We start from the raw sequence: 12,750 nt of genomic DNA, 5'->3' as shown, positions 1-12,750 counted from the left end.
AGCTTACTAGAAAAGTACTGAATGAAGAAGTTAGGATAATAAAGCGGGATGAGGGGGAAGTCTTTTGAATAAGGTTCTGGTTACGGAGAAACAAAGAAACTTAATATTAAATAGTGAGGCAGCTAAAACTTCTTTTGAAAACTTATATGCTTTTCTTATAGAACATCAAGAAATAAAATATGAAGACCTCCAAAAATATTCAGAGCTTAATAACCTGAGTTCATACTACGATGAATTAATTAATGCTTGTAGATCGGAATGGGAAATTGCCAAAATTCAACCATCAAAGGACCTAGGGGAGAATTTCAGAGAATATAAAAGGATTTGTAGTTTATGTGGGTATAAATATCTCAAAATTGAAAATAGAATCCAGAATAAAATAAATAAGAAAACATTGGTAATAGGAACGGAATGTGTTAAGGAATTTGGTGAATCTATCAATGCTATGGTTATGTTAGCTCAGCGTGACTCAAAAAGAGCAACAAATAGATATGTGCTAGAGAATGAAATACCTGGTATCAGAAAATTTGTAGAATCATCATCTAAATTTGTTGATACATTAGATTTAATTATTCCGATACATCTTGAGCAAAAATGGAGAAAAATTTCTGAGGAAATCAACAAGGCTTATAATAATTACATTGATGAGAAAAACAAAAATATAAGTATTCTCATGGAATATTGGAAGAAAAAAGAGCTAATAATACAAGATATAGAAAAATTTATTAATGATAATAGAAATAAAAAAAACATTGCCGATAGAACGATATTAGAATGGTTACTTTCAAATAATAAGCATTCTGAAATAAGAATGATTAGAGAGAACTTAGGAATAATTAACTGGGCGATAGCCCATAGAATTTATGAGCCTAACTTGATGGAAAGCTTATTAAGAGAGTTATATAAACACTTTATCGAGATGGGTATTGAAATATCAACTTTTAATCCTAAACAAAGACTTGTGAATTTAAAATTTAGTAAGAAAAACAGATTTCTCACGGCATCAATTATATATGAAGAGTTAATTCTAAATCATGGCGGCTTTATTTTTGAAGAATCAATAGAAGACACATTTGAAGATATCTATGACAATTGTGATGTTGTTGAAAGAGATTCTCAGAATAAATTAATCGATTTAATTAGAAAAACAAAATCCAATTATAAATTATTAAAAAAATACAGAGCAGACAATGAAATATTGTTTATAAAAGAAAATGAGTATTTCCTTGTGAATTTTAAAAAACTAATACATGATTTGAAAAAGCTTTATTTTAGGGATGAAACCTCTCTAAAGGAAGTTTATTATGCACTTGAAAAAAATATAATAAAAACAATGAATAAAAAGGAACATGAGAACTACAAACAAAGTAAAGAATTGGCTTCTAAACTTATCAGATGAATAGTAGTTCACTCAGCCATCTGAAGGACACTGTACAGACACGAAAACTCGTGCGCTGTTTGGTGTCCTTTTTTGTTGTTTTAACGGCAACTGTCATTGCAACCAATCTATAATTTTACCCCTATTTTTGGAACCAAGGAGTGATGGAGATGAAAACAATGAAAGAGCAGCTGCAGCAATAGATGAAAGTAAACCAGATGGAAGCTCCAGTTGAAAGAAAGGAAAAGCTGAAAAAGACACAGCTCGTCAAACAGTCGGAGAAGCTCACTGAGCGGGATTTAAAAGAGGACAGGTCGTCAGATTCTAAGAAGGGGAAGAGGGGGTTGCGTATAAGCGATTACGATATATAACTTTAACGAATTGATTAGAGATTACCGAATGATGAAAGAAATTGAACGGCTGCAACGAATTATTTACGGCACTTCGCTTCCGATCGTTCTTGGGGCGTTGCTCAATATGGAGTTGAAGCGACACTACCAAAAGGATCTTTCGGCAAAAGCCCGGCCGAGCTTCGTGATATGGATATACGGGAGCAAAAGCAGTATGAGAGGTTAAAAGGATATAAGCGCAAAGTAGTTGCCATTGAAAGTGCCGGTGATTTTCTCGATAAAGAAATATTAAAAATCGTATATGACTGCATCCTTAGCGGCATGACGCGTAAGCAGATTGCGATACACCTTGAAATATCCGTCGATTCACTCGATAAACTCCGTGCCGAGGTAAAGTCACAAATCGGCTCAAATACGACTTTTTCCGAACTTTTGCACTGCGAAAATTTTGCGTGTTAAACTGGGAGGCAGGACGGATCGGAGTTACACCCCTCCTGCATCTGAAAAATTATTAAAGGTATTCAGTTTCATCACACTGAGGGCATGGTGGCAGTCTATCGTTATCATCGTCTAACGTCACGGTATGACCACAAGCTTTACAAGTATAGGTACCTTTTCCAGGCTTTTCACCAGTTGTTGGCATGGACTCACCTCCTCCTTTTTATTTATTATTCACTGTAAAGGAATAAAAACCTTCCATTTGTCGTAATTTGATGAACGATTTTTGTAGGATTATGCCTCTTCTCCTAGAAATATGTAGTAGAAGAGGGGGTGACAATATGAGATATGAGGACTTTATGGCGCAAATAAGTAATTCTATTGAAAACGACTGGCTATACGATGATGAAATTGGTAAATTTGTTTTCAGAAACGATATTAGAATTTCTATACAGTCTGATAGAACAGAATCTGTCGGAGATGATGGTTTTTATGAAAGATGGGCTACCAACTTTCCGAATGAGAATGCGTCTAGAAAAAAATATTTTTTACAGTTTAATGATTGCATCGTGGACACGTTTTATACTGTTCAAGTAGACGGGTTTCGAAGTGCTATTCCTTACCCGAGATTAAATGGGATGACGATAACACAACAGCAATATAATATCGGTAGCATCATTAATTCTATTCATGGTTACAGCTTTGATGAGTATTTGACATCAGCTGGAATTACAGTTGTATAATTTAGCACCCAGAGTGGTGCTTTTTTCTTTACTCAAACAATTATATGATGAAGGAAAAAAGGAGTGAAGAAATGGAAATTGATTTTTCGCCGTTAGAAGATCTTATGAAAACTTTAGTGATTAAGGCAGTATGGTTTTCCGTGGCAGTAATTGTTGCTGCTGTAATAGTAACAGTTGTTTTGAAGTTTTTAAGAGTACCAAGGTTTATATCGAAGTATTTTGTTATTGCTGCTATGTTAGGAACAGCATATTATTGGGCAACCCATTATTTTTAGTCACTCATTTGAGTGGCTTTTTTCTTTGCTCTAAAACAAACAATTAAAGGAGATGCAAGCCGTGAGAATTGAAAAATTGCGCATAGAAACAATGCATAAGAACAACTGGAATCCAAATGCATGTCACAACAAGTTCTAAGTTATCATCCATTAAAAATATAGAATCGAAAAGCCAACAATCGAGCTTCGTTTAATGAAAGCAAGGTGGGGGTCTGCACTAATAGATTCCAAAAGAATCGTGTTGAACACAGAACTTATTAAAGTACTGAAGTACTGCATTGAATATGTAATACTTCATGAGCTTATACATTTCAAACACAACGATCATAGTGATACTTTATAACCTGCTTTTTCCCTGATTGGGAAAGGAGAAATGCAATTTTAGATGAAGAAATCGTAAGAGAGCTTTAACGAAATATGAACTGATCCTGATAGTAATTTAGGATCAGTTTTTTCTTGTAAAAAAACTCTATTGAGGTAAAATATTACTGAATAATTATTTTTAGTAAGGATGCGATATTTTGTCTTATACAAAAACTACATTTCGTGACAATATACTTACACCAGTTAACAAAATACAAAAAGAAACAATTAAATTAAATGATTTTACACCAATTTTAAAATATTTGAACGCAACATTAGATATTCACCATAACATTTTAAAAAATGATGGTGATATCGGTACTCTTTGGAACGAGCTAGTGTTTGATTTGCTTGCATCTATACATTCTGCATCTTCAGGATTCTATAGATCAGCAATTGTTACTCTTAGAAGTATTTTAGAAATAGGTACTGCTTCTTTTTTTTATTTTGACCATAAAATTCAATTTGGAATTTTTCAAAAGACCAATGCAAAAGCTGACAAGTATGTAAGTGCACTTATTAACGATTATGATTTCTTCAAAACAAAATATATTAAGTGTTTTTATGAAGACATTGATTCCATCGAAAAAAGTCCTGATTCAGTTAGTATTTACTTAACAAAAAAATATGGTGAGCTATCAGATGTTGTACATGGAAGGTACAATAGTTTAATTAAAATAAACTCTGTAACGATTAATTATAGCCAAAGTGACTTTAAAAAATATGAAAAATTGCTTTTATCAACTTTAAGCATTTTAGCGGTTTTATATGTTTTAAGATTTAATGATTTTAATAACACGGATATTTTGGAATTGGCAAATATTTGCGGGGTGGTGAAATTATGAATAAAATTATTAATAGATCTTTAGGTGATTATATAGTTGATAGGACTGAAAGTCTAAACAGTGAAAATATCCGTAAATTTTTTATTGATAAGAGCGATGATAAGATAAATAGACTTTTAGACTCTAGTCAGTATCTTTTGCAAGGTAGTAGAGGCATAGGCAAAACGATGTTAATGAAAACAGCAGAGATAAGTGCTGCGGATGATTTTGGCCGGGATAGTATTTTGGCAGTTTGGGTAAGTTTTGAGGAGTCCATCAGGATTGAAAGAATTAAGGTGATAGATTCGGAAGCAGATCCATTCCTTCAATGGACCATGGGGAAAATACTAATTGAAGTTCTAAATAAAATTATTGAATTAAAACCTTCTTGTATTGATACTCTTAGTAATAGACTGGCTAATTTTTTTTCATATTCAGGCAACTCTAAAATGCACGAATATGAACAATATGCAAAAATTTTAAATGATTATATTGATGTATTAGAAGTAGCTGATATTGAAGATAACAAAGCATTATCAAAAAAAGCGCCTTCAGCCGAATTAGTTAAAATACTTGATAATCCAGCCAGCTTCAAAAGGTTTATGCTGCAATTAATCGAAGACTTTGAATTAGAAAGGATAGTCTTACTTTTTGATGAGGCTGCACATGTATTTTCTTCAAGTCAGCAAGAGAAGTTTTTTACTTTTTTTAAAAGTTTGATTCATCCGAAAATAGCTTGTAAAGCCTCTGTTTACCCAGGGATAACTAACTATGGTAAATATTTTGAGAGAAACCATGATGCGAAAGAATTGAGAATTAGTTGGTCTCCACATGAGAGTGAAGATGTAACGTACGTTAAAAAAATACTTAAAAAAAGGATACAAGATTTTAATATTGAATATTGGAACAAACTAACGGTAAATAATGAGATAATAAATACCGTATGTACGTGTAGTAACGGAAATCCAAGGTTTGTATTTCATATAATTGATGAATTGCAAAATACCAATGCTTTTAAACAAAAAAGTATTACAACGACTATGCTTATAAATTGTTTGCGTACTGTAAATGAAGCAAAATGGTCTGAATTCATTACATTAAAAAATAGATTAGTAAAATATAAGCAACACATTATTGAAGCTGAAACTTTTATAAAAAACTTAGTAATACCAAATTTAAGAGAATGGAATAACAAGCGTCGAAGTGCTGGAAAAAAGCTTTCAGTGGGGTTTTACATTGAAACTTCAGCTTTTGAAAAGATATCTAAACTTTTCGATATTCTTGCTTATTCTAATTTCATTACTGTGAATGACAGTAAGAAAAGCATGGGCAAGGGGAAATATGGATATTATATAACTATTAATCCAAGTCTATTATTTTCAGATCTTGTAATTAGAGACTTTAGTGAAATGAATAACATTTCAATTAATATAGACAATAATCAAGCCTATTTTGAAAGCACATCTGAAATTAATAAATTAATCCAAAAATTGAGTAAAACCGAAGAAGAATATCATTGTTCCAATTCAAAATGTGAGTTTATAACTAGCGATATTTCATTCACTTTCTGTAAAAAATGTGGAAGTAAAATGGAGATATCCGAACAGGAACCTCTTTACAAAATCCTAAGAGGACATAGTATTGAAAATTTAAATCTTTCTCATAAGATCGTATCGAGATTGAAAACAAAATTTAATACTATCGGAGAAATTTATGATGCAAAAATAGATGATATTAGAATGTCATATATACAAGATGTTCGAATAGAAAAAATTAAAAATGCTGCGGTAGAGTACATGGCAGGATAAAGAATTTTGATCGAAGATAAGAACTTTCATAAAGTCCTTACGGAAAATCCGTTGTAATGAATATAATGCCTTCCTATTAATAAGATATAGGTTGGCATTATTTTATTCAATTTTATCTGAATAGATTTTGTTAACAGCACATAGTATTGATTTAGATGAAGAAAATGCATTTCGAAGTATTGAAGACAAGGCACAGGCTCTTTTAAAGAGTATCCATAAAAACGGCTGAAAATATATTAAACGTTTGATGATTCGGTACTTATATTAACAATCAAAATTACCAATTCTTAATTTGGAAAATGATTATTTGTTTACAACTTCAATTAACGTGTTTTAAATATTATGAGTAGCCGCTCACTTAGAACGGCTTTATTGCTTAAGCCATTATATTTCTTCTATTAGTTTGAGTTTTTTTCCTGTTTTTTCTTTATATTTATCAGCAATCCTTCTGCAATCTTGCTCGTTGATAAATTCGGGGATATCGTGTTCAAAAAAGTATAGAAGAAGCTTGTCATATCACTATTTAGAGGGAATTTATTTTGGTGCCATTTTTGGTGCCGAAACGGTGCCCTTCGATTCAACTAACTTTTTTGCGAGTCCATTATTTAATTCGTCTTCAGTCTGTTCAAATATTCCGATCAGTTTGATAAAAAGTGCTTAAGCATGGTATAAGTGTAAAAGAAGCAGGGACATTTTGCTTTTTAATTTTGGGATAAGGGTTCGCCCTGGTATCCCATCATGAATGAGAGGATTTGAAATTGAATATGATAGATAATTTTTGGCGTGATTTACCACGGCCTTTTTTTATACTGGCACCAATGGAAGATGTGACGGATGTTGTTTTTCGCCATGTAGTGAGTGAAGCAGCCAGGCCTGATGTGTTTTTTACTGAGTTTACAAACACGGAGAGTTATTGTCACCCAGAGGGGCACAAAAGTGTGCGTGGGCGTTTGACTTTTACAGAGGATGAACAACCAATTGTAGCTCATATATGGGGAGATAAGCCTGAATACTTTCGGCAAATGAGCATTGGTATGGCGAAACTTGGGTTTAGGGGAGTGGATATCAATATGGGCTGTCCTGTACCTAATGTGACACAGAACGGGAAGGGAAGCGGCCTTATCCGTCGTCCAGAAGTTGCAGCAGATTTAATACAAGCAGCAAAAGCAGGAGGATTGCCTGTAAGTGTAAAGACAAGGCTTGGTTTCACGGATGTAGACGAATGGCATGACTGGCTAACACACATATTGAAACAAGACATTGTGAATCTTTCCATTCATCTGCGTACAAGAAAGGAAATGAGCAAAGTAGATGCGCATTGGGAACTAATCCCGGAGATTAAGAAAATTCGTGACCAGGTGGCACCAGATACACTCTTGACGATCAATGGGGATATCCCTGATCGTCAAACTGGCTTAAAGCTTGCTCATCAATACGGTATTGATGGGATTATGATTGGGCGTGGTATTTTCAATAATCCATTTGCTTTTGAAAAGGAGCCGAAAGATCATAGCAGTAAGGAATTGCTTGATCTCTTAAGGCTGCATCTCGATCTTCATGATAAATATTCGCTGCGTTCGTTCAAGGCTCTTCATCGCTTTTTTAAGATATATGTCCGTGGGTTTCGAGGGGCAAGCGAATTAAGAAATGAATTAATGAGCACAGAGTCAACAGATGAAGTGCGTGCATTGCTCGATGACTTTGAGTCAAAGCATCTTGATGGAATGGGGGAACAGCAGTGACCCAATTCAAGGTAAAAGCGTAGTAGGACGATAAACTGGTGTGCCCCCTGAAGATCTTTTCTTGTGGTTGATTCAAAAAAGAATTTTTAAATTAAGGTTTGGAAAATAAATATCGCTAAAAGTGGCAGAAGAATATAAAAAAAGACGAAAAAGCAGACGCATCATTTGTTGAAGCGCAAAAATTGTAAGAGATTATGGCATTTCAGACGGCACATACCCGCAACGTCATAACACGTCAAGAAGGCTTTCAATGATGATGGACATTCATAAGCAGCTTTATAAATAATAAGAGAAAGCCCTGGTTACATATTAATGACCAGGGCTTTATTTCATTCAATCTTATTATCGTCCGTTTTTATCAATTCCTCACGCTCATTCAATAGCGTACGCAATTCATCAATATCTTCTTCAGTCGCATGGTTGCGTATGAAGCTGCGCGCACGGGATCGATTACTTAAATATTTTGCGTACTCTTTATTCTTTTCTTGCCACTTTTTATTCGCCTCGGTTTGACTGTTCTTCATTCAAGCGAACCCTTTCTTTCATTAGCTTATTTCTAGTTTTAAGAAGGAATAGGTAACGTATAGCTAATACGCCTGCTATTGACCATAAGACAATCATACATATAAGGAATATATCCATATTTTTGTAGTATACTTAGGGAAGAGGGGAGTTAACTTCCCCGTCTCTTTTTTACTGGTTTTTGCCTTAGCAATTCAATTTATAATTTCATCTTCCGGTTCCGGTTGGTCAACCACTTTTGACGAATAGTTAGAATTGAAACTGCGAGGGCTATTATTTTGCCTAAGTCCTCCACTGTTCACCCCTTTCGTTAATCTAATTATACTATGCATAGTAAATATATACAAGATTTTTTCATAAAATTAGAATTAATCTTATTTTTTTCCACAAAAAAAGATGGTAATAACCGATCATTCAAAATCCTGTTCATATTCCTCCGCTAACTGAATTGACACAATGTCTTTACTTTCTGAAAGACAGCAGATTTTAGCGCTTCGGTTTCCTTTAAATTTCGTCTATCTGATATCCTTTTTTGTGAATAGGTAAACGCCTGTCTAACGTGGAGTCGTTTATCCAAATCGAAATGCTTGAACTCCAATCCAATAAACCGCCGCAAGTCTGTAGTAATGGACAGCTTAACGATGATTTTCCAATGTGCTTCTAAACAATCCAGCAATTCACTGACTTCATCGAGGGTATAAACTCTGATTCTTTATATTCAACTTTTGGTTTCTTTGACAGGCGATTTATCGACAAACCGGCATTTAACGGCTAAAGCATTAGACCAGGAACTGAAGACAGAAATGACCGACCACCACAGTTTACCGAACAGCTCAGTTTATTTTAAAGCTGGTGAACGTCTGACACAAAAAGTGCAATTAAAAAACCGGCATTAATGCCGGCTGCTGCAAAATTAATGATGATTCAAAAAATATAAAAACCAAACCGCATGATTTTGTTCATCAGCTGAGGCTCTTTGAAACTGTTCTTTAATAAACCAATGACTGGTCTTTCCAGAAATCTCGTGGTAAAAGTCTACAGTCTCCTGCTCATCCTTAAATGCAGCTAGTACTCCATTCCGAAAATCCATGGGGCATTGTTCTGTTATTTGTGGAGATGGTTCTTTTGCTGTTAGGGATGTATAGATAAAAGAGAAAACTTGATAGTGTTTAATTTCATCATTTCGTATTTCAAGAATTTGATTTTTAATCTCGCTGTTTGGAGCATAATGTGCTAATTGTTCGTAACAGTAAATTGCACTGTACTCACCGTTAATAGCTTTTGAAATATTGTTCATTAGCTCAGCGTTTGAAAAAGGTTGTACAGTGTAATATTGCAATTTGCTCTCCCCCTTTTTTATCAGTGTATGATGGGGGTTACTTAAAATAATCTTGTCCATAGGTCGAAGATTGCCGGAAATTAAGTTTTCATTGCTCTCAATGTGTACATAAAGCCAAAATTACATGAAGTCATTGTGGGAAGGATATCACGATGAAGTGGAACATTTGCGTCATACACCGCATAACAAAGAAATCTATGCGAGACGCAAAGAAACTATTAAACGCGTCTTCACGGATGCGAAAGGAAAGCATGGCATGCGCTGGACAACCCTCAGAGAACGGGGGAAATTATCCATGCAGGCGATGCTTACTTTTGCTGATGAACCTCAAGACACTGGCAAACTGGCCATGGAAAACACCACGCCCAGTTTGATCAATCAACACCAATAACGCAAAAATGACAAAACCGCCTCAAATCGAAGATTTAAAAAGCGGCTTTTATTGACGGCCTGAAGCTTACTCAAAGAGTAAGCTTATCTTCCCATATAAACACTATCACATGTTCCAGGTTTTGGTTCATAAAAACAATGACTTTTAAATTGACCAGAAAAAGGTTGATCGTACCAAGTTGGAGGGCACGGAGCATATGGATTAAAATACCAAAGAGCATATTTCGCTGGGTGTTGTCTCCAATAATCCAGATTCTGTTTTGCTAATCTTCTTTCAGCAGTTCTCGCTTTTTGATAAAATAAGGTTCCTTTTTGAACAGCTTCAAAGGAATAATTGTTTCCTTGTATTTGATAAATAACATGCGAAACTGTTCTTAAATTTCTAAAGTCTAGACAATTTGCATTAAGACGATTAACAATAACATTTCCAACATATAACATCCCCTGTTTTCCTTCTCCTTCGGCTTCTGCTCTCATCATCCTTGCCATTAAGTCAACGTCCGAACTTCGGTAACTAACTCTTGGCATTTTTTCACCCCCAAAATATAGTATGAAAAAAAGCCTGCATTGGTGTAGCCTTTCAAATAATATCACCTTTCGTCTAAATATTTTTAGGATGACCTTCTACTATTTCCTTACTAAATAAAGCACTGTAACTATCATAATAAAAAAGCATGGTCTGAAACCGGGATTGACTTGTAGCAGCTCACTATTTTATTCCATTTCAAGTGGATCTATAGTTGCTTCGTACCACTTAATGACGTTTCCTTTTTTATCAACAAGAAACTTCGTAAGTTCCATTTAACCAAGTCGCAAAATAGATAATCTGGATGTTTTTCTTTATGATGGGTATTTTCACCAATATATGGGTATAGTAAGGTGTCTAACTTATAGTTATATTTTTTCAAAAAGTAATCAGAATAGAAGAAATTTTTGATGTGTATTGTCAACTCTTGTTTTTATGGGAATGTTCTAATAATTACAACGTTTTTTAATAATAGAATAAGTATTGTAATATATCAAAAACGTATTATAATACTATTTAATAGAGAGACAGTTGTCTTTGTCAGGTGGAATATGATGAGAAATGAAAACTAATTTATGGCTCGATCGTATCTACTTGTATTTGGCTTCTTTCTATCGCCTTGTTATAAGGAAAGCAATGTGATTTATATCTTAAACTAATGGGGGAACCATCTTTGAAGAATATACAGCAAAAGTGGAATCAGGTGAGCTTAGTCAAACAAATCATTATCGGTTTGATTATTGGTATTCTCCTGGCTGTCATAATTCCAGAAGCAGCAAAACCAGTTGCCATTTTGGGCACATTGTTTGTCGGTGCTTTAAAAGCTATTGCGCCTGTGTTGGTGCTTGTTCTGGTTATGTCGGCCATCGCTCAGCATAAAAGCGGCCACAAAACCAATATGAAATCGATTATTGGCTTATATCTTTTAGGAACATTTTTAGCAGGTCTTATCGCTGTTATTGTCAGTTTTATTTTTCCTGTTAGTTTATCGCTAGCGGACGGTGCTGAAGATATCACGCCTCCTAGCGGTGTGACAGAAGTGTTGAAAACATTATTGCTGAACGTTGTCGATAATCCGGTAAATGCGATTGTGAATGCGAACTACATCGGGATTTTAGCTTGGGCAATTGTTCTTGGTTTGGCGCTAAGAAATGCCGCTGACACTACAAAAACGCTCATTTCGAATTTTTCGGATGCGGTGTCGAAAATGGTAGCTTGGGTGATTAAGTTTGCGCCGCTTGGAATCATGGGTCTAGTGATTGAATCGATTACAACAAACGGACTTGAGTCGTTGCTCAGCTATGGGAAATTGCTTGCCGTTTTGATTGGCTGCATGGTTTTTGTGGCGCTCGTTGTGAATCCAATCATTGTGTTCGCCGCGATCCGTCAAAACCCTTATCCGCTTGTATTTAAATGCTTAAAGGAAAGCGGGATTACTGCGTTCTTTACACGCAGCTCGGCTTCCAATATTCCTGTAAACATGAGATTATGTGAAGATTTAGGTTTGGATAAGGATAGTTATTCAGTGTCCATTCCATTAGGTGCAACGATCAATATGGCCGGTGCTGCTGTAACGATTTCAGTATTGACACTCGCAGCGGTTCATACGCTGGGTATTCAAGTGGATCTTCCAACAGCAATCCTCCTTAGCGTAGTAGCAGCTATATGTGCTTGTGGTGCTTCAGGGGTTGCTGGAGGTTCCTTATTACTGATTCCGCTGGCATGCAGCTTGTTTGGAATCCCGGCTGATATTGCGATGCAAGTGGTGGGGGTAGGATTTGTCATCGGTGTTTTACAAGATTCGTTTGAAACATCACTTAACTCATCCACAGACGTTCTTTTCACAGCAGCAGCTGAATATAAAGAGTGGCGTAAAGAAGGGAAACAAATTAGTATCCATAAAGCGTGATAAAAAGAAATCCATTCATCTGCAATTAAATGGCCCCTCCAACTGTTTGTTTAACAATTGGAGGGGCCGTTTTTTTGGAAAAAAAACAGCTTTCTTAACGATTATGTATGTTTCTTAATGCTGCCGACCAAGTGTTGTTATTT

13 protein-coding genes and 1 pseudogene are annotated in these 12,750 nt (G+C 35.0%); 10 read left to right on the top strand and 4 right to left on the bottom strand.

All coding sequences use genetic code 11. The features are described 5' to 3' along the window. Nucleotides 1-64: 64 nt before the first annotated feature. A complete protein-coding gene (locus tag BTO28_RS08650; protein WP_076765301.1) occupies nucleotides 65-1,399 on the top strand; it encodes a hypothetical protein in 1,335 nt (444 codons plus the stop codon). A gap of 518 nt (nucleotides 1,400-1,917) precedes the next feature. Continuing rightward, entirely contained in the window at nucleotides 1,918-2,187 is a 270-nt protein-coding gene (locus BTO28_RS08645; protein WP_233129855.1) for a hypothetical protein, read from the top strand. A 52-nt stretch (nucleotides 2,188-2,239) separates the two neighbouring features. Here BTO28_RS08645 and BTO28_RS17890 read toward each other — a convergent pair whose 3' ends face one another. Then, nucleotides 2,240-2,371, bottom strand: coding sequence for a zinc ribbon-containing protein (locus tag BTO28_RS17890; protein ID WP_076765299.1), 132 nt, complete (start codon nucleotides 2,369-2,371; stop codon nucleotides 2,240-2,242). A gap of 136 nt (nucleotides 2,372-2,507) precedes the next feature. On the opposite strand from BTO28_RS17890, the gene BTO28_RS08635 reads away from it, so the two are divergent. The 6 genes from BTO28_RS08635 to BTO28_RS08610 all read left to right on the top strand — a co-directional run bounded on the left by BTO28_RS08635 (nucleotide 2,508) and on the right by BTO28_RS08610 (nucleotide 7,921). Beyond that, a complete protein-coding gene (locus tag BTO28_RS08635) occupies nucleotides 2,508-2,909 on the top strand; it encodes a hypothetical protein (protein WP_076765297.1) in 402 nt (133 codons plus the stop codon). 71 nt (nucleotides 2,910-2,980) lie between these two features. Continuing rightward, nucleotides 2,981-3,184: a hypothetical protein gene (locus BTO28_RS08630; protein ID WP_076765295.1), complete on the top strand. Its 204-nt coding sequence runs from the start codon at nucleotides 2,981-2,983 to the stop codon at nucleotides 3,182-3,184. Between the two features lie 193 nt (nucleotides 3,185-3,377). Further along, a complete protein-coding gene (locus BTO28_RS16800; protein WP_233129854.1) occupies nucleotides 3,378-3,527 on the top strand; it encodes a M48 metallopeptidase family protein in 150 nt (49 codons plus the stop codon). A 178-nt stretch (nucleotides 3,528-3,705) separates the two neighbouring features. After that, nucleotides 3,706-4,392 (top strand): hypothetical protein, encoded by a 687-nt coding sequence (locus tag BTO28_RS08620; protein WP_076765292.1) that lies wholly within the window; start codon nucleotides 3,706-3,708, stop codon nucleotides 4,390-4,392. Then, complete coding sequence (locus BTO28_RS08615; protein WP_233129853.1) at nucleotides 4,389-6,179, top strand: ORC-CDC6 family AAA ATPase; 1,791 nt, start codon at nucleotides 4,389-4,391, stop codon at nucleotides 6,177-6,179. Before BTO28_RS08620 ends, BTO28_RS08615 begins: the two co-directional genes overlap by 4 nt. A gap of 764 nt (nucleotides 6,180-6,943) precedes the next feature. Next, entirely contained in the window at nucleotides 6,944-7,921 is a 978-nt protein-coding gene (locus BTO28_RS08610; protein ID WP_076765576.1) for a tRNA dihydrouridine synthase, read from the top strand. Nucleotides 7,922-8,250: 329 nt separating this feature from the next. On the opposite strand, the gene BTO28_RS08605 is transcribed toward BTO28_RS08610, so the two are convergent. Further along, nucleotides 8,251-8,445: a hypothetical protein gene (locus BTO28_RS08605; protein WP_076765290.1), complete on the bottom strand. Its 195-nt coding sequence runs from the start codon at nucleotides 8,443-8,445 to the stop codon at nucleotides 8,251-8,253. Between the two features lie 911 nt (nucleotides 8,446-9,356). Beyond that, complete coding sequence (locus tag BTO28_RS08600) at nucleotides 9,357-9,740, bottom strand: ferritin-like domain-containing protein (RefSeq protein WP_076765574.1); 384 nt, start codon at nucleotides 9,738-9,740, stop codon at nucleotides 9,357-9,359. Between the two features lie 175 nt (nucleotides 9,741-9,915). On the opposite strand from BTO28_RS08600, the pseudogene BTO28_RS08595 reads away from it, so the two are divergent. Beyond that, a pseudogene (locus BTO28_RS08595) lies at nucleotides 9,916-10,156 on the top strand (transposase); the annotation flags it as partial. Between the two features lie 100 nt (nucleotides 10,157-10,256). Here BTO28_RS08595 and BTO28_RS08590 read toward each other — a convergent pair. Beyond that, nucleotides 10,257-10,700, bottom strand: a complete 444-nt coding sequence (locus BTO28_RS08590) for a cell wall hydrolase (protein WP_076765285.1) — start codon at nucleotides 10,698-10,700, stop codon at nucleotides 10,257-10,259. Between the two features lie 671 nt (nucleotides 10,701-11,371). Between BTO28_RS08590 and sstT the strand changes: the two genes are divergently transcribed. Beyond that, nucleotides 11,372-12,607, top strand: a complete 1,236-nt coding sequence (gene sstT, locus BTO28_RS08585; protein WP_076765283.1) for a serine/threonine transporter SstT — start codon at nucleotides 11,372-11,374, stop codon at nucleotides 12,605-12,607. The last annotated feature ends 143 nt before the right edge of the window (nucleotides 12,608-12,750 follow it).

The sequence above is a fragment of the Domibacillus epiphyticus genome (genome assembly GCF_001975785.1).
Classification (GTDB): Bacteria; Bacillota; Bacilli; order Bacillales; family Domibacillaceae; genus Domibacillus; species Domibacillus epiphyticus.
Note: the sequence above shows the minus strand (reverse complement) of the source record. Positions and strands in the feature narration are given on the sequence as shown.